Source organism: Vibrio sp. D401a (assembly GCF_030248515.1).
Taxonomy (GTDB): Bacteria; Pseudomonadota; Gammaproteobacteria; order Enterobacterales; family Vibrionaceae; genus Vibrio; species Vibrio rotiferianus.
Genome location: NZ_JAHGAI010000001.1, coordinates 183,022 through 200,723, shown reverse-complemented (window position 1 = coordinate 200,723; position 17,702 = coordinate 183,022). Strand labels below are relative to the sequence as shown.

The 17,702-nt window shown below is 44.5% G+C and carries 12 protein-coding genes; 1 reads left to right on the top strand and 11 read right to left on the bottom strand.

From position 1 onward, the window contains the following. Positions 1-8: 8 nt before the first annotated feature. The 3 genes from cysC to cysD all read right to left on the bottom strand — a co-directional run bounded on the left by cysC (position 9) and on the right by cysD (position 3,302). A complete protein-coding gene (gene cysC, locus KIV41_RS00880) occupies positions 9-632 on the bottom strand; it encodes an adenylyl-sulfate kinase (protein ID WP_010445226.1) in 624 nt (207 codons plus the stop codon). Between the two features lie 18 nt (positions 633-650). Beyond that, positions 651-2,297 (bottom strand): SLC13 family permease, encoded by a 1,647-nt coding sequence (locus tag KIV41_RS00875; RefSeq protein ID WP_285335529.1) that lies wholly within the window; start codon positions 2,295-2,297, stop codon positions 651-653. Positions 2,298-2,393: 96 nt separating this feature from the next. Further along, a complete protein-coding gene (cysD, locus tag KIV41_RS00870; protein ID WP_202796568.1) occupies positions 2,394-3,302 on the bottom strand; it encodes a sulfate adenylyltransferase subunit CysD in 909 nt (302 codons plus the stop codon). Positions 3,303-3,616: 314 nt separating this feature from the next. Between cysD and KIV41_RS00865 the strand changes: the two genes are divergently transcribed. Further along, positions 3,617-4,930 carry an MBL fold metallo-hydrolase RNA specificity domain-containing protein gene (locus tag KIV41_RS00865; RefSeq protein ID WP_285335528.1) on the top strand — a complete coding sequence of 438 codons (1,314 nt, stop codon included), beginning with the start codon at positions 3,617-3,619 and terminating at the stop codon, positions 4,928-4,930. 106 nt (positions 4,931-5,036) lie between these two features. Here KIV41_RS00865 and KIV41_RS00860 read toward each other — a convergent pair whose 3' ends face one another. The 8 genes from KIV41_RS00860 to KIV41_RS00825 form a co-directional block, all read right to left on the bottom strand. Then, positions 5,037-8,339 (bottom strand): glycosyltransferase, encoded by a 3,303-nt coding sequence (locus KIV41_RS00860; protein ID WP_285335527.1) that lies wholly within the window; start codon positions 8,337-8,339, stop codon positions 5,037-5,039. A gap of 14 nt (positions 8,340-8,353) precedes the next feature. Further along, positions 8,354-9,127, bottom strand: coding sequence for a sulfotransferase (locus tag KIV41_RS00855; protein ID WP_285335526.1), 774 nt, complete (start codon positions 9,125-9,127; stop codon positions 8,354-8,356). Then, positions 9,117-10,439 (bottom strand): ABC transporter ATP-binding protein, encoded by a 1,323-nt coding sequence (locus KIV41_RS00850; RefSeq protein ID WP_285335525.1) that lies wholly within the window; start codon positions 10,437-10,439, stop codon positions 9,117-9,119. Before KIV41_RS00850 ends, KIV41_RS00855 begins: the two co-directional genes overlap by 11 nt. Before the next feature lie 191 nt (positions 10,440-10,630). Next, the gene (locus KIV41_RS00845; RefSeq protein WP_285335524.1) at positions 10,631-12,532 is read right to left on the bottom strand and encodes a cell surface protein; all 1,902 of its coding nucleotides are present in this window, start codon (positions 12,530-12,532) and stop codon (positions 10,631-10,633) included. Positions 12,533-13,323: 791 nt separating this feature from the next. Further along, positions 13,324-15,447, bottom strand: a complete 2,124-nt coding sequence (locus KIV41_RS00840) for a secretin N-terminal domain-containing protein (RefSeq protein WP_285335523.1) — start codon at positions 15,445-15,447, stop codon at positions 13,324-13,326. Beyond that, positions 15,444-15,971 carry a hypothetical protein gene (locus KIV41_RS00835; RefSeq protein ID WP_252041507.1) on the bottom strand — a complete coding sequence of 176 codons (528 nt, stop codon included), beginning with the start codon at positions 15,969-15,971 and terminating at the stop codon, positions 15,444-15,446. Before KIV41_RS00835 ends, KIV41_RS00840 begins: the two co-directional genes overlap by 4 nt. Further along, a complete protein-coding gene (locus tag KIV41_RS00830) occupies positions 15,968-16,594 on the bottom strand; it encodes a hypothetical protein (protein WP_252041506.1) in 627 nt (208 codons plus the stop codon). Before KIV41_RS00830 ends, KIV41_RS00835 begins: the two co-directional genes overlap by 4 nt. Further along, positions 16,582-17,697 carry a hypothetical protein gene (locus KIV41_RS00825; RefSeq protein ID WP_285335522.1) on the bottom strand — a complete coding sequence of 372 codons (1,116 nt, stop codon included), beginning with the start codon at positions 17,695-17,697 and terminating at the stop codon, positions 16,582-16,584. Before KIV41_RS00825 ends, KIV41_RS00830 begins: the two co-directional genes overlap by 13 nt. Positions 17,698-17,702: the final 5 nt, after the last annotated feature.

Below are 17,702 nucleotides of genomic sequence, written 5' to 3'. Positions count from 1 at the left end.
TAATATTCCTAAATAAAATCTTTTTCGGTGAGGGTAGCAATGATAGTGTCCACAGCATCTTCAATGGACATATTAGCGTTTAAAGTTATCTCTGGTTCTATTGGCGCTTCATAATCAGAGTCAATGCCAGTGAAACTCTTAATTTGTCCAGCTCGCGCTTTTTTATAAAGTCCCTTAGGATCACGGTCTTCGCACACTGCTAGTGGGATATCTAAAAACACCTCTATAAATGCCTCTGACCCAATTTTGTCTCTTGCTAGTTGTCTATCGCTACGAAATGGAGAGATAAAAGCTGTAAGTACGATCATTCCAGCATCAACAAACAAGTGAGCAACCTCTGCAACCCTGCGGATATTCTCTACCCTATCAACATCACTGAAGCCTAAATCCTGATTGAGTCCATGACGAACATTGTCGCCATCGAGCAAATAGCTATGCTTATTCAGCTCTAGCAATCTTCTTTCTAGCGCATTGGCGATTGTCGACTTTCCGGAACCACTTAGTCCAGTAAACCACAGTACGACGGGACGTTGTTTTTTTTGTTTCACCCGCTCTTGATGAGTGACATTAGTATGATGCCAAACTAGGTCATCACTAACGGATTCATTCTGTTTTCTTTCGTATGTTTTCATTTCACTTAAATTTAACAGTTAAAACGGGAAAACAAGGGGAATTGTGATTAACGCAACCGAAGTATACGCCAATGACACCCTCCAACCGACTCGGATAAAGTCTTTTACCTGATAGCCCCCTGCATTCATTACCATCAGATTAGTTTGGTATCCATAAGGCGTTAAAAACGAAGCGCTTGCGGCGTATGCTACTGCCATAATAAAAGGGCTAGAATCCACCCCATACGCTTTTGCTAAAGCGATTCCTACAGGCAGTACGATCGCTGCGGCGGCTGTGTTAGTGATGATCTCGGTCAACAACAAAGTCGTAATAAAAACAACGATTAATGCGGTATAGGCCGAATACCCATTAAGCATCTGAAATAAATTCGTTGATATCCACTCAGCCAAGCCTGAATTAGTAAATGCCTGTGCTAGGCATAGCGCTGAAACCAAGATTAACCACAACTCAAAAGGGAAGCGCCTTCTGATAGTGGAGCTATCTAATGCATTACCGATAATCAGTGCAATCAAATACCCAACCATAGCCTCAAGTAACGTTATCGAAGAGACAACAGAAACAACAATCGCGGCTAGAAAGCCCAAAATCACCAGCGCGTTTTGCCACCCCGTTAACGGTTGCTCCACCGTCTTCCCTGATAAGAAGAAAAAGTTACGCGACAAGTTTTGCCTTTTATCGAAATCCGTACCCACTGCCAGAACCAGCTTATCCCCAGCACGGAGCACTTGTTCACCGAGTTTACCTGACAATCGCTCACCATCACGGGAAATCGCCACCACAGCAGCATCAAAGCGTGAACGAAATTCTGTTTCTTTTAGTGTCTTACTCACCAACACCGATTCTGGGCTAACGATCGCTTCAGTTAAGTTGGATTCTAATAACTGAATATCATCAGAAAATAGCCTTAAGCCATCAAAGAGCTGCAACTGTTTAATCTGCTTCACATCACCAGCAAAGATTAACTTGTCCTGTGCAAGGATTAACGTTTCTGGCGTAACGGGTGAGATAAGTTGGCCTTGTCGAACAACCTCAACCAAGAATAAACCATCGAGCGCGCGTAGCCGGTTTTGCTGTACTGACTTACCAATCAATTTACTCCCGACTACGACTTCTGCATCAATGAAGTAATCCAGCTTATCTTGTTGAGCTCTATCCTTTGCAGTTAATGACTTAGTCGACCATATCACTACGCTACCAACAACAAGAACCAGAGCAATCCCGACAGGGAAGAATGAAAGAAAGTGTAGGCTTGGTAGCTCTGCATCAATAAGTAACGCATTCACCACAAGGTTTGTCGAGGTACCGATCAAAGTTAACGTACCACCCAAAATGGCAAAGTAGGAAAGCGGCAACAACAACTTCTGAGCGGGATGATCCTGATTGCGTTTCACCGCCCCCATCAAAGTCGCGACAACGGCAGTGTTATTTAACAACGCAGAACTTAGCGCAGTACTGATACCAAGCAAAGAAATGGTTTGAGTATAGCTAGGGCGGAAAATCTTTGTCGAAACCCACGGCAAAAGCTGACTCTTCTCCAAGGCTAGAGATGCTAACATCAAACAGATAAGCGTCAGGACGGAATGGTTAGTGATGTTCGAAGTGACTTCTTCTAGAGAAAGCTCTCCATAGGTATACAGGCACAGCACAGCTATCATAAATAGCATGGCTGGTCTGATTTTTGTCGTTGCTAAAAAAATAAGCAAGACGAGAATGACGGTCGCAGTGAAAAGCATCTGGGTAACGGCTATATGTGTGGATGATTAAAAGTAGCCTTCACGCTTTTTCTTCTCCATCGAGCCGGAGCTGTCATGATCAATAGCGCGCCCTTGTCGCTCAGAAGTCGTCGTAAGCAACATTTCCTGGATGATTTCTGGCAGTGTCGTGGCTTGAGATTCCACAGCGCCAGTTAATGGATAGCAACCTAAGGTTCGAAAGCGCACCATCTTCTTCTCTACCTTCTCACCTTCTTTTAGCTCCATCCGATCATCATCCACCATGATCAACATACCATCACGCTCGACAACTGGGCGTGGTTTGGCCAAATACAAGCTAGGAATTTCGATATTTTCTAGATAGATATACTGCCAGATATCTAGCTCTGTCCAGTTAGATAAAGGGAAAACTCGAATGCTCTCCCCTTGATGAATACGACCATTATAAATATTCCATAGTTCTGGGCGCTGATTCTTCGGATCCCATCGATGGTTTTCATCTCGGAAAGAATAGACTCGCTCTTTAGCGCGAGATTTCTCTTCATCACGGCGTGCACCACCAAAAGCAGCATCAAAGCCATGTTTATCCAGCGCCTGTTTTAACCCCTGGGTTTTCATTATATCTGTATGCAATGAGCTACCATGCACAAATGGGTTGATGTTCATTTTCAAACCTTCAGGGTTTTGATGAACGAGCAACTTCATGCCCAATTTGTTCGCCATATAGTCACGAAATTCAATCATCTCTTTGAACTTCCACGTAGTATCTACATGCATCAACGGAAAGGGTGGAATGCCAGGCGCGAAGGCTTTTTTGGCTAAATGCAGCATAACCGAAGAGTCTTTACCGACAGAATAAAGCATCACGGGATTATCAAACTCAGCAGCCACCTCACGCATGATGTGAATCGATTCCGCTTCTAGCTGCTTTAAATGCGTCATTTGTTTTGTATCAATCATTATTAATTCACACCACTTTATAGGTTATGGTTATGTTCTCTCAAATACGCTACCGCCTTAGGTCTGGCTCCTAAATCGCGGCAGAACGATGGAAGGCGAACTGACTAATTAAAAAATCTTTCCTATTTTAACTGAAATGTTAGTGCGCTTAAATCGATATTAAAAACCATGTTAAGTATGACTTTGTTTGAGATCAGTCGCGCAATATGAGCATTTGAACAATTTACCTATGGGGTACTGATAGAATTTCCTTCAGAGCTGACAAGGTCCAAAATTGACTTAGAAGATTTGAAAAGACGAGGGAGATAAAAATGGAAGTGATTCATCATGGCGGGAAAGACACCGTGACTGGCTCATGCCACGAAATACCCCTTGATATTGGTCACCTGCTCGTTGACTGCGGCTTACTGCAAGGCGGGGAGGCAACTCAATCAGAGCAAGTGGTTCGATTTCCGTCTAAACACCTGATCGGCATTGCAATCACTCACGCCCATATCGATCACATAGGTCGATTACCTTGGCTAATTGCGTCTGGATTTAACAAGCCTATCTATTGCACTCCTGCGACCAGCAAGTTGATCCCTCTCATGCTTGAAGATGGTTTAAAGTTGCAGCTTGGCCTTAGTGCGTTGCAGCGAGATAAAGTTCTGAGTTTTATCAAGCGACTCATTCGTCCAATTCCTTTCAAGCAATGGTATCGTCTAGGGACAAAAACCTATTTAAGGTTTCAACCAGCAGGGCATATTCTTGGCTCTGCATATTTAGAAGTGAAGCTTCCTAATAATAAGATTGTGGTTTTCTCTGGCGACTTAGGCCAATATGACACACCACTATTACCCGACCCAATATCACCAACTAGAGCTGACTACCTATATATCGAAACCACTTATGGTAACAAGAACCACGATCCCGCAGAGCAACGTGCAATGCGACTGGCTGGAATTATCAACCATGCTCTGACAGATGGTGGAACCATCCTCATTCCGGCTTTTAGCGTCGGCAGAACCCAAGAGTTGTTGTTCGATATTGAACTGCTTATCCATCAGCATAATATTGATGCCAACATTCCTATCATTCTTGATTCGCCACTGGCAGAAAAAGTCACCAAAACGTATCGCCAATTTAAAAAGCTATGGGGCAAAGAAGCCAAAACTCGGCTAGATGCTCACCGCCACCCGCTTGCCTTTGACCAGTGCATTACCGTCTCTGATCACAAACAGCACTCCCGACTGGTAAATCGGCTTAAAGTCTCTGCAGAACCTGCTATTGTGGTTGCCGCTTCAGGGATGTGTGAGGGTGGCAGAATCGTCAACTACCTGAAAGCCCTACTTCCTGATGAGCGCAACGACGTCATTTTTGCTGGCTATCAAGCAAAAAACACCTTGGGACGGGAAATACAATCAGGCGCAATCGAAGTGGATATCGATGGCGAAAAAATTGAAATCAATGCACAAGTGCACACTATGTCGGGATACTCGGCTCATGCAGGACAAGATGACCTAATGCGCTTTATTAAAGGTATTGAGCCCCCTCCTGAAGAAATCCACCTAATCCATGGTGAAGATGACGCCAAACATGCATTCGCCACTCTGCTTAGGACCCAACAGTACCGGGTTATAGAATAGCTGCTGTACATCCATTTCAGTAGTAAACCGTATTTAACGCAACTTCTAAGCAATAAAAAAGCACTGCCAATACAGTGCTTTTGCTATTTTCCGTTATGGTGAAAATCTAAACTCGGCGCTCAAACGCCAGTGAAAAATCTTCACGAGCCATGGTTAAGTTCGGGTTGTAGCATGGATCTGCATCCAAGACATTCGCCCAACGGCCACGCATGTACTGCACTTCTTTGGCAAAACGTGCTTGTTTCTCTGGCGTATCTTCAAAACCACGAGTTTTCGATTCGTAGTGGTACAACTCTGCATATGGTGTCCACACATTGAAATAACCCGCTTCTTGTACTTTCAAACAGAAATCGATGTCATTAAATGCCACGGTCAGATCTTTCTCATTCAAACCACCGACTTGTTCAAACACCTCTTTACGAACCAGTAGGCAGGCTGCCGTTACTGCAGAGTAGTTTTGCGAAACAATCGCACGACAGCCGTATCCAGGTAAACCTTTTGGCAAGTGTTTATGTGCATGGCCAGCAACGCCCCCCACCATAATCACACCACCATGTTGTAACGTATCATCTGGGTACCAAAGACGAGCGCCAACCGCTCCGTTTTGTGGTTGGATAACATGACCAACCATTTCCGTTAACCAATCAGGCGTGATCACTTCTACGTCATTGTTCACCAGCGCTAAGATCTCACCTTTCGCAATCGCTGCTGCTTTGTTGTTCAGCGCAGAATAGTTGAATGGGCTATCATCACGCAGCACAACTACATTGCTGTTCTCTTGCTGGAGTTTCTCTAAGTACGCTAAGGTGTCTGGGCAGTCTGAGCCATTGTCTACAATGATGATCTCGTAGCTCTGGTAAGTCGTCTTTTCCAAAATAGAGTCGATACACACAGAAAGTACGTCCAAACCATTACGTGTTGGAATGATCATACTTACCATTGGCTGAGGTGTTGGGATCTCGTATTTAACTCGAGCATAGTGACGCTCTGGATGTTCAACCACTTCGGCTTTGATCGCCATTCGGTCACAGTGTTCTTGTACGGCTTTCAAACCCGCAATTAAAGCATAAGGTTTTTCATCACCATCAACCGCTGTACTGCCTTCAATTGCACGCCAGTGATAAAGAATACGTGGAATATGGATGATGTGCTCGCGTTCTACTTTCTCTGTAAAACGCAGCGCAAAATCCCAATCCTGCGCTCCCTCAAAGCCCTTACGGAAGCCTCCGATTTCTTTTGCCAACTCAGTTTCGTAAACGCCTAAATGCGAAATACAGTTCTGGTTTAGCAGCAGTTCTGGATTCCACTGAGGTTTAAAGTTTGGATCATAGCGGGTTGCACCATCTGCAGTGATCTTGTCTTCATCACTGTAAATCAATGCCGCTTCCGGGTTCGCTAGAATTGTTTCTGCCACCCAGTAAAGAGCATCGTTTGGCAGCTTATCATCATGATCCATTAAGGCGATGTATTCACCTGTTGCGACTTCAAGCGCACTGTTGGTTGCCTCGGAGATATGACCATTCTGCTCACGTTCTACCACTTTTATTCGGCTATCTTGTTGCGCGTACTCACGCAGTACATCACGCACTTCTTGGTTTGGTGACGCATCATCGGCAATACATAGCTCCCACTCAGGGTAAAGCTGAGCGGTCACTGATTCGATCGCTTCACGCAAGTAGTTTACTGGTGCATTATATACAGGCATCAAGACAGAGATTTTCGGCTTATTTTCTAAGCTTGCAATACGTGCTGATACTTGCTGCGTTTGCTCGGCAGACAACTGACCATACTTTTCAAGCCATTGACCGTAATCGATCAGTGGTTCACCTGTCGGCTCTACGGCTTGAGCCGCTTGGTATTGACCACGGCTAAGCAAACCTTTCAGCCCTTCACGTTGGTAAACACCCCACGCTTTGCGGCAGGTATTCTGAACGCCACCATGATGCCTAACAAAGCCAACTCCACGCTTGGCCACTTTAATTGGCATCGAAAGCACAGGACGAATTGCACGTATCGGCGAAGTTAGCTTCCAAGATGTTGAGTTTTGCATTTCAGCGACTGCAGCTTGCAGCGAGTATGCCCATTGCTCTGAATTTGCATTGCGGTGTTCCAGTTCAGCCACTCGTTGCTCTAGTGCTTGAGCTTGGTTTTGCTGCATCGCTATTTGCGATTCCTTCTCACGCACCACAAATTTAAGTTCATTGAGTGTCGCGATCTGAACATCTTTCTCATGCAAACTTAGGTGTGCTTTTTCTAATTCATGATGCACTTTTTTTAGTTCAGGGCGTAATTCTTCAAGCGCTTTCTTATGTGCAACAAAAGCATCGCTGGTTTCTACCAACTTTTGGTTCATCTCAATTAAGCAATGTTCTTTCTCGTTAACAATAGCATGAACTTTTTCAAGCTCATTCTGTAGCTCAGCTTGCTTGTTGCGGGAATCATCTATTAACTGATCGTTACGAATATTCGCATGATACAGCAAAGCATGATTTTTAAATGCAGATTGATTCAGCTCTTCAGCTAGACATTTCCACTGTTCCGAGAATGCACTTTGAAAGTCTCGGTGAGCGTTATCTGCCTGCTCTTCATTTAGCCATTGCTCCAACGTCAGCGAACCTTGGCTGAACTTCTCCATCGCCTCGTAAAGACTCAATACTGGTTCAAAGTGCTCAGTATCTTGATAAAGGTCGCTCAGTTGGGCATTACTATGGCTTAAGGATGGGTCAATGTAAGAATCGCAGAACTTATCAACGTTTTCTGTTGATACTGAGTCTAACTCTAATTGCTGTTGTAACTTAGCAATCACCGTTCTAGGCTGAGAAAGTAGCTCATTAAAACCAACCCAAGACACATTCTCGGATTGCAATAAATTTAAATTTGGTAGTGTGTGCCAAAGCCACAATAAGTAGCCCTGACGATGATTGATCCCATCACGACGAGCCAACGAGCGAGCAATATCTAAAGGGTTACGCAATGCGTAGACATACTTAGCCTGTACACCGGCACGCTTGAATACTTCTTGCCAAAACATAAGTAAACGAGAAGTACGAGGATCCTTAAAGCCCCAAAGGTTAAACTCTTCAACTCGTTGCTGAACCATGTTAACCGCTTCACCCAGAAGCAATTGAACATATTGATCATCAAGGTTTATCTCTGGTTGAGTAGCACTGAACCAGACGTTGCCATAATGTGCCAGAAGCTTATCGTTGATACTAACGACATCAATATCTTCCCAGTGACCTTTAGGGTTAAATTCCCCCTCAGGCATTAAGTTCTCACTTAATGAAACCCCAATAACTTGTAGGGCTTTAGTCAGTGCGCTCGTACCACTACGGTGCATGCCTAGAACAATCACTACCGATTTGTTCTGGCTTGTTTCTACCGACGTTTGCTCAGTGTTTTTCGACATATATTCGATACTCGTTATTCTGATTTGCTTGGCAGTTTTGTCGCATATTGGCGTACAAACTTCTGCTCTTTATGTAATTTGGCTTGGGCGTATAACTTGGCGAGTCTTTCACCTATGCTTGGGGAGGCGTATTGCCCGGCAAACACTGATTCCGCTGCTATCGCCACACTCTCAATTTGTAAAAAATCAAAGATGCGCTGCATGGCCTGTTGATGATGGTGGCGCAGCTCATCATTGTGCATAACTAAGACATTGTTCTCACCAAAATGGCGCTTTATCTCCGCCAACTGCTGGCTAAAATGACCTCGGTCTAGGTAAGAGTGCGTGCGAAGCGATGAATGCCAACTGTAGTCATGTTGAGCAGCTCGAAGGCGCGATGGCTCTTTAAGAAAGGCTTTCAGCATTGATTCACTCTCGAAGCCTCGCTTACTCTCCATAGTATATTGTGAGATCGCCCTTTCAACTGGATCACGCAACATAAAAATGACTTTAGCATTGGGTTGATATTCAGCCAACTTTGGTAACACCTGATTCCAGTAGGCATAGATTGGCGTTGCATCGCATAAGTAGCGCTCTCCATTCGCATGCGTAAATTTCTCGGCGTAGGCTTGGTCTAAAACAGCGTCGCTCACACACACTTGTCCCTCTTTATTGAGGTACTCTGGATGATCAAGTATATGTGCCTCTTTACCTTGAGCTAAGCAGATATCGGGATGCTGAGCGATGAAATGGGCTAACGCACTGGTGCCACACTTTTGTCCACCAATAATAAATAGATTAGGACGCATGAGAGCCCTCTGTCACCAAAGGCTTAGACGTGATCTTTTTCACTAAGTCTACTGCTCCCGTCACATGGCTGCTTTGCTCAATCACGGTAAACATTGCCGCATCTACACCACGATGTAAGAACTGACGTTCACCTTCAACTAATGCAGAACAACCACAGTTAAGGAAGTACGATCCATTTGGCAGATTACATGAGAAACGGAAGCGCATCTCTATCGTCTGTTCTGCAGCAACGTAAGGAATACGCATTTGATGATTGCGTGTGCTCGTTGCACCCGCGATTTCTAACCCAGAAACAGTCTTGATCATCATACCGCCACCAACTTCAAACGCTTCACGCTCGAAATGCACCTGATAAACGTAGTCGTACTCTTCGCCAGCAGTGAGCAGATTGACCGCTTCACCATCTAGATTTTCAATATGAGGCTCACTGATAACGGCACCTTGACTTTGATACCATACTGTAGAAACAGGCTGAATATTTGGATCGTATGCCCCTTTGCTTACCGCAAGTTGCTTCTTCTTCGGTTTGGTTTCTGTCTGCTCACGTAAACCATCTTTGATTTGCTGACGATACGTTTCACGCTCTGGGCCATGCATATGCAATAACTTGTGATACTGCTGGACTACTTGCTTAGGTGTCCCTTCCATAAGTAACTCGCCATGATCGAGCAGTACTGCGCGATCACACAGTTCAATAACTTGACCTGCAGAGTGAGAAACGAACAGCAATGTCGCCCCTTTTGCCTGTAATTGACGCAGCTTAGCGTGACATTTACGTTGGAACGCATCGTCGCCCACCGCAAGAGCCTCATCGACAATAAGGATGTCGGGATCAATGTGCATGACAACAGAAAAGGCCAAACGCAACATCATACCGCTGGAGTAGCTTTTTACTGGCTGATCGATAAAGGTACCAATGTCAGCAAAAGCGAGAATATCATCAAATCTCTCGGCCACTTCTGCCTTACTCAAACCTAGCAGTTGCGCATTGAAATAAACGTTTTGGCGACCAGTAAATTCAGGATTAAAACCAGAGCCTAGCTCTAGGAGCGCCGCGACTCGCCCTTGAATAGAGACATCACCTTGATCGGGTTGCATAACACCACAAATCAGCTGCAATAAGGTCGATTTCCCGCTGCCGTTATGACCAACAATACCAACGGTTTCCCCTTGCTTAGCAGAAAAGTTAATGTTTTTTAGGGCGTAAAAGCGCTCGTCACTTGCTTTTGGCCACAATGCTTGGCGCAAGCGCTGCCAAGGGCGGTTAGCAAGAGAAAAGCTTTTACTGAGTTGAGAAACGGATATAACCATCGGGGTAATTTATTGCGATTAGGGGGGAGTATTATGAGCAAAAACAGAACGCTTTGCAAAACGGTGAGGTCAATGAGAAGTAAATTTGCGCATTTACCGTCATAAATACGCTGGAAGAGTCACCTTACTGAAACGCAGACATTAAAAAAGGAGCCCGAAGGCTCCTTTTGGACAAAAGTTACTAAACTCTATTATAGAGTGAAGTCAACGATCTCTTTCTCTTGAGCTTGAGAACCAACTTGGATGTCAGTACCTTTACCGTCAGATTTCTTAACAGCTACTTCACCAACGTTAGTTTCAACTTCGAATAGCATACGTGCTTGACGAGCTGGAGCTACTTCGATGCCTAGTTGAGCAGCGATAGTTGCTGGAGATAGAGTTACAGCACCGTTTGAAGGTAGCTTAACTGCTAGCTCTTCACGCTCTGCAAGAACGTTACGCTCTGCGTTTTCACCAGCTTCGTGTGCGTCGTATTCCCATACAGTCACGTAAATCTTACCACCTTCAACAGGAAGGTTACCAGATACGTCACGAATGTGAACAGTGTTAGAAGAAGTTGTACCAGTTAGGATAGTATCGAACTTCAGACCGTCACGAGTGATCAAGAACAGTTGTTCTAGAGTGTTAGAGTAGTTTTCGAAAGTATCTTGCTCTGCACCTAGAATAGAAGCAGTCATTGAGATAACTTGCGCTTCTACTGGGATATCGTTGTCTGTTGCTACATATAGATCTTCAAGTGTAGTAAATGCAACGCTTGCTAAACGATCATCTTCACCTTGTAGAACACCAGAAGAACCACCTGTGCCTACATTAGCTAGAGCTGTTGCTGATTTCTTGTCTGAGCTCAGTTTCCAATCAGAAGTAGTGCCTGATTTAGTTAGAAGCATACCAGAATCGTCAGCTGCAAACGCAGATAGGTCACCGTTTAGAGTTAAACGAACTTTGTTCAACTGAATGTTCTGGTTAGACGTACGGTTGATAAGTTTCAGACCATCTGCTGAGATGTCTAGATCATTTACAACTGTACCAGCGTTAGAACCCGCAAACACACCAGTAAACCCTGTAGAAACAAGAGCTGTCGCTTTACCGTAAGAGTCTGCATCTGTTAGAGCTAGCTTAAATAGTTCACCTAACTGGAATAGACTACCTGTAGATTTAGGATCAGCAGAGTATGACGCGTTCTTCAATGCACCGATTTTAGCTTTAACATCTGAACTACCAGTCTTCAGGTTGAAGATTTGGTTAGCGTTAGCAAAATCGAAGTTAGTTGTAGTACCTGCAGCTGCAACTGTTGAATCACCTTCTGCGAAACCAGCAAGACCTTCTAGGTAAGTATCATCAGTACCACCAGTAGCGTTAGCGCGGATGTAAGCAACTTTTTCTGCTGCTGTTGTTGCTGTGCCTGAAGTATCTGAGAATTTGTAACCAGTCGTTGTTGAACCATCACCATCAACAAGAGTACCTGTTACACCAGCTGTAGCTAGTGCCGCTACGTCAGCAGCAAGAGCAACGTTAGCTGCTGCAGCGGTATCAACCTCTGCTGCAGTTTTTGGAGCGCTAAGCGCGATCAAATCATCAAATGAACCGATAGTTTGCTTAAGTGCCAAACGAAGGCGTTTGCCATCTAAATCGATCGCGTAATCTAGCTGGTAGCCAGAAGACGCTGGAATTACTTTGAAAATCTGACTTAGAGTAGGGTTCACTACAGCAGTAGGTACACCAGTCAGAGCGTTGTTTGCAACAGTTTGTTGGTATAGATCCAAGCCGATAGTAATATCTAGGCTGTCTGCATCAGCAGCATCAATGTCTGTCAGCCACTGACGAACTTCGTTTTCATTAAATGTTGCATCACCCGTTAGTTCGATAGTGATAAAACCGTTTTGCTTAAGATCGCCAGTTACGCCGAAACGAGCGCCAACTTGTTCTTCAGCAGTAGAGAAACTAAGTACAGGTTGCTTAGTTACTGATGCTAGATACGTTGTGTTTACTTCTGTATCAGCAGTGTTGTTACCATAAAATAGTGTTACATCAGCCATTGCTGGTGCTGCTGCGAATGCTGCTACTGAAGCAGCAAGAAGCGTTTTCTTTAACATGTTATTTATATCCTTAGTTTGGATCCATATTATTCTCACCGACATCTTAGGAAGGTGATTTTTGATCAACTTCGGTGCACTGTTCGTCGCACCATACTTCGCGCTTTCCTGTCTCCACCGCTAAGTAGTAGAAAGTTCAGCCAACTTGCGAAGCATTAGTTTAAAGATCGCGCCCCGAAGTGCGCACTCGCTATTTTTATTAGAAGTACAAATAAAGTCAATGGAAAAAGTGTGACAGTGAGACGTTTTTCTCTTAATTCAAGGAAAAATGAGAGTGATTTTAATCACAAAAAAAAACACACCACCCAAATCGTTCAAATATTCGCCATTTTGTGTTTTTTATCTCGCCATTTTTCTTGCTCATGGTTTTAAACATGATGCTTTTGATTAGCATTTAACAATAAATATCTAAACATTTGATTTTATTGGCTTTAAAACAAATTCAATCGCTCAAATATAAATATCAAACCCATGTCAGAAGAATGACATAAATGTCAAGAATATGACAATCTCACAATTCTTGACCATTAAAAAAAGCTCAACACTACTCTGTGGCACGTACAAAACTTCATCCAATAAAACCGTAAAAATATAGCGAATTTTTCCCTGCGTAGTTGAACAATACCTCCTTTTTGGGACCCCTGACACAATAATTTGTTACTCGTCTGCGCGAATAAAAGAGGATATTTACGACTAATTAATTAAAACCTCACTCCTTATCACCTTATTAATAAATAAGACAGTAAAAGCATGAAGCATAAAAAAGCCCCTTTTAGGGGCTTTATTCTAATTTAATAAGGTAGACTTTCTACCATTTCCCAACCCGTCACATTCCTGAACTCTTTGGTATAGAACTGGGCTTCATCACGGCTATTGATCACGTAAGGCGTAATCAACAACACTAACTCGGTAGAGTTCTGCTTCTCCGATTTATATTTAAACAGGTTACCTACTACCGGGATATCACCTAAAATAGGAACCTTCTTCTCACTGTTGTTGTTATCTTTGGATATCAAGCCACCCATGTAAATGGTGTCGCCACTGTCTGCCAACATACGAGTTTGGAGTGAACGCTTATTGATTGGGATGCTATCGCCAGAAGCCACCCCTTGCGAACTGACCTCTTGGCTGATACTGAGTTCCACCAAGCCGTTTTGATTAATGGTTGGGGTAATATCGAGCGTGATACCTACATCCACATATTGATATGTGATGGTCGCTTTGGAGTCATCACCACCACCAGACACCTCACCCGTTTTTACTTGAATCTGCTCACCGATGCTGATTCGTGCGGGTTCTTGATCCATTGCAATGACTCGTGGGCTCGAAAGAATTTGCGCCTTACCATTGTCCATCGCGGCGGTGAACTCAGCAGTAACATCGCCAAATACACCCGTTAGGTTTAAGTTGCCGGCATTAGTTATAATACCGTTGGTACCACCTGTAATATCACCGCTTTTAATGTTAAACGATGTGCCTAAAGTGAAGCCATCTTCTACTTTAACTTCGGCCACTGTTGCTTGCAGCAACACTTGACGCGGACGTTGGTCAACGAATTTCAGCAATTCAACTAAACGTTGATACTCTGCGTATTGGCCTTGAAAGATCAAAGCATTACGTTTGGTGTCGATCACTACACGGTAATCTTTAGACACCACACTCATGGTTTGCTGCACCGATCTTTGTCTTGGCTGATATCCCTTATTACCTGCAATCGAGCTACCTTCTTGGGCAGATGCAACAATATCTTGCCTCGGCGTTTCTGGTTGTTTGGACTTGGATTTACCATCGCCAAATATCGCTTCTACCATCTGCCATGCATCGGCCGCTTTGGTGTTTTTCATGTAGTAGGCATAAACACCTTGGGTGCCTTCAACCGGTTTGGGGATGTCTAAACGCTTAATCCACTCTTTAGCATAATTTAGCCAAGCTTTGGTGCTTGATGTAACCAACAACTGCTCAGGGCTGATTTGCGACAAAATCACACCGTGCGTACCTCTACCAATAGTCGCGGGGATTGAAGCCGCATCTAGGGCTGCTTTTAACTCTTTAGCAAGATCACCTGCCGTTGAGTACGTTGGTTTAATCAACGTCATATAGTTTGACGACTTAGCTGGTACGTCTAACTCTGCAAGTAACTTTTCAAGACGCTCAATATCATCCTGACGAGCTACGACCATTAAAGAGTTAAGATGGTTTTGGACCAACACGGTTCCGCCATTACCCTCACGCAGTAAGCTATTTGCCATGCTCGATGCTTGGTTAATAGACAGATAATAAATTGGTACCAACTGCGCCACCTTGCCATAACGCAACATAGGCTTAACCGCTTGGTTCATCAAGCTTGGCGTTTGATTATTGGTTTTGCTAGAAGGAATAACCTTAATCAAGTTGTCTTCCAGTGCGAGTGCGACGCCGTTAACTTGTAACACCTCTTCAACTAACCCGAGCAAGCGCAAAGGCTCTACAGGTTGGTTAACACGCATGGTAATTGGTGTTGTTTTTTTGGCTAAGTCAGTATCTACCACATAGTTCACGCCTAGCACATCGCCTAATGCAAGGTTGATGAAATGGTTCAGTGGCAGGCCATCGGCGTTCAGGCTTACGGGTTCTTTTGGCAGGCCCAAAATGTTCTCAGAAGCACTGCTTTTCTGTGATGCATGTAGTAGAGGAGCCGAACGAATACTGGTATCTACCTGAACATAACCACCGTTCAGTTTACCTTCTTGCTGGTCTTCTTTTTTCGCATCAGCATCAATAACAGTGACTGAATTTTGATCATTGACCGATGGGGGCTGTGAGTAAACGTTTGGTGGTAAAGGAGCAAAGTTAGCACAGCCAGCCATCAGGCTACTGATCGCTACCGCCATCAGGGCTTTTTTATGTCGCCTTTCCATCATCAATAGGCCGTTCATTGTGTGGTGGTTTCCTCTTGGTTTGGAGACTCTTCTTTTGGTGTTAGATCACCAACTGGGAACAGTCGCCACTGCTTCTCTGCGCCATCAACTCCGGTTGTTGTCGCTTGATTTCCTGTAATTGAACTTAATGTACCGATAGCATCATTAAACTCACCTTCGGCTAATGCAATTCGCTGCTCTTTACCAACGAAGACAGCGTAGGTGTGCTCACCTTGGGTGACGATACTGACCATCACAAAGTCCCCGAGTGTTGCTTTCGCGGAGCGGGCGGCCTCTGCCGCTTGCGCTGCCGCATCAAGCTCAGCTTGTTTGTCGGCATCGACAGCGCGAATCACACGATCCACTTTGAATATATTGCCACTTGGAGCCTGAGGCTGATCTGCGTCCACTTTTGATTGATATGCTGACACACTGAGTAAGTCGTCGGCACTGTTACTAGGCGTTAAACTGACGTAGGTCATTCCCAAAGATGCAACGGCCAATGACGCCGCACCTAGTACTATTTTGGTCTGCGCTATCATTGTCTTGCTCTCATTTTCAGTTCTCTGATCGGTAGCTGACGATAACTGCGAATGTCTACCGCTACTTCGTAATTCGGCACTGTTTGATTACGCGTTGTGCGTCCACGTTTGATTTCAATCGATGTGGGCTCAATGATGGTACGTTGGTTTGCTAATGCATATAGCATGTACAAAATATCGTCCGATGCACCTTCTAGGCGCCATTGCGATTCTACTTTCTCACCTAGCCAAGGATAGACATCTGGTTCACCAAAACGACGGCCGCTGAACTTTAGTCCAAATGGGCGATATACGTCTTCAAAAGCATTCACTTGGACCGATATAGCACGGCTATTGGTGCGCTCCTTGATCAGGGACTGCTCCGCAGCTTTGTAATTTGCCTTCAGTTGCGTAATAGAGTCAGTAATGACATCGCTGCTCGCCTTCAACTGTTGCAACCTTTCAAGCTGCAATGTTTTTTGCTCCAGTTGCCCAACAGTTTGAGAACGCCACTCGGTGTATGGGCTGATCGCTAACCACCAAACAAAGATGATGGCACAGAAAAATCCTGCCCACTGGACAACCGGACTCGATAACTCTTCTTTTAAGTTCGAGTCTTGCAGCAACTGATTTAGTTTTTCCATTGGTCTGCCTCCAACAAGATCAGTTCTGCACGGAACTCTTGTCTATCATCATCCACTGGCACGACTTCGCCAAGCAATCGTGCTTCTTTCACTCCTTTTAGAGACGACAACGTTTCTAACAGGCCCAGAGAATCTCGGATGGTACCTTGCAACACAATACGCTCCGGCTTGTATGTTAAGCGTTCTATGACAACGTCTTTTGCAAGCTGTGTAGTAAGCGCTTCAATGATCTGCACTGGTACTCTTTGTCGCAGTTGCGCTAGCTCTATCTGGGTCAGTACTTTACTCGTGTCCTGAGCTTCGCCACGTAGGCGCTGAAGCTGGAAAGTTTCTTGTTGTAACTGGGTAATTTCGTCTTCTATTTGCCCTTGCTTGAAGCTCACTAGAGTGGCATCCGCTCCCATATAAGCAAGCAGAACCAACAGCAGTGCCAATAACGTTCGCCAATATTGCCATGGATTATCCAGATCAAACTGGTTACTACATTTCCCTTCCGATAGCACTGCAGAGCGAGGGACTAGGTTCAGGCTTGCTAGCTCGACGCCTTGAAGTAATGAATGGTGGTCCTGGTTTGAGTAAACATGCTGTTGCTCACTGATTCGCTGTGCCACGGTACGCTGGTGTAGTGGTGAACGCATTGGATACAGTTGCTCAATGACTTTGCCACCTTGCCAAGTGATCGCCCACGACTGTGCCGAAGTATTTTGACCTTCTGTGTAAAGCAGTATGCCTTCAGGTGTATTGACTTTCGCAAGCTCACACGCCATCGCAGGAACGATATGCGTTACAGGCTGAGCAAAAGAAATCTCGCTTTTATCCCAAAACCAAACTGCAACTTGCCAGCGATCTTGGACTTTATTGATCCACGTATGACATTGGTATTCTTGCCAGTCAACTAGCTGTTCTAACTCGTTATCCACACACTGACGGATCTCGCTTTGTGGTATCAGCTCGGTTTGGTAATAAAATACCTTAAAGAGACATACAGACTGAGGTACTAAGCCAATCACTTTATCCCATTGACGTGCATTTTCGACCGTTTTGGGTTCAAACTGACTTTGCTCAGGCCAAACGTACCATTGCCTTTGTAATTTATGTATCACCTTAT

What these genes read in the sequence shown, in the direction of transcription:
- cysC (WP_010445226.1), bottom strand. Translation starts at nt 632, where the DNA reads ATGAAAACATACGAAAGAAAACAGAATGAATCCGTTAGTGATGACCTA.
- KIV41_RS00875 (WP_285335529.1), bottom strand. Translation starts at nt 2,297, where the DNA reads ATGCTATTTATGATAGCTGTGCTGTGCCTGTATACCTATGGAGAGCTT.
- KIV41_RS00865 (WP_285335528.1), top strand. Translation starts at nt 3,617, where the DNA reads ATGGAAGTGATTCATCATGGCGGGAAAGACACCGTGACTGGCTCATGC.
- KIV41_RS00860 (WP_285335527.1), bottom strand. Translation starts at nt 8,339, where the DNA reads ATGTCGAAAAACACTGAGCAAACGTCGGTAGAAACAAGCCAGAACAAA.
- KIV41_RS00855 (WP_285335526.1), bottom strand. Translation starts at nt 9,127, where the DNA reads ATGCGTCCTAATCTATTTATTATTGGTGGACAAAAGTGTGGCACCAGT.
- KIV41_RS00850 (WP_285335525.1), bottom strand. Translation starts at nt 10,439, where the DNA reads ATGGTTATATCCGTTTCTCAACTCAGTAAAAGCTTTTCTCTTGCTAAC.
- KIV41_RS00845 (WP_285335524.1), bottom strand. Translation starts at nt 12,532, where the DNA reads ATGTTAAAGAAAACGCTTCTTGCTGCTTCAGTAGCAGCATTCGCAGCA.
- KIV41_RS00840 (WP_285335523.1), bottom strand. Translation starts at nt 15,447, where the DNA reads ATGAACGGCCTATTGATGATGGAAAGGCGACATAAAAAAGCCCTGATG.
- KIV41_RS00835 (WP_252041507.1), bottom strand. Translation starts at nt 15,971, where the DNA reads ATGATAGCGCAGACCAAAATAGTACTAGGTGCGGCGTCATTGGCCGTT.
- KIV41_RS00830 (WP_252041506.1), bottom strand. Translation starts at nt 16,594, where the DNA reads ATGGAAAAACTAAATCAGTTGCTGCAAGACTCGAACTTAAAAGAAGAG.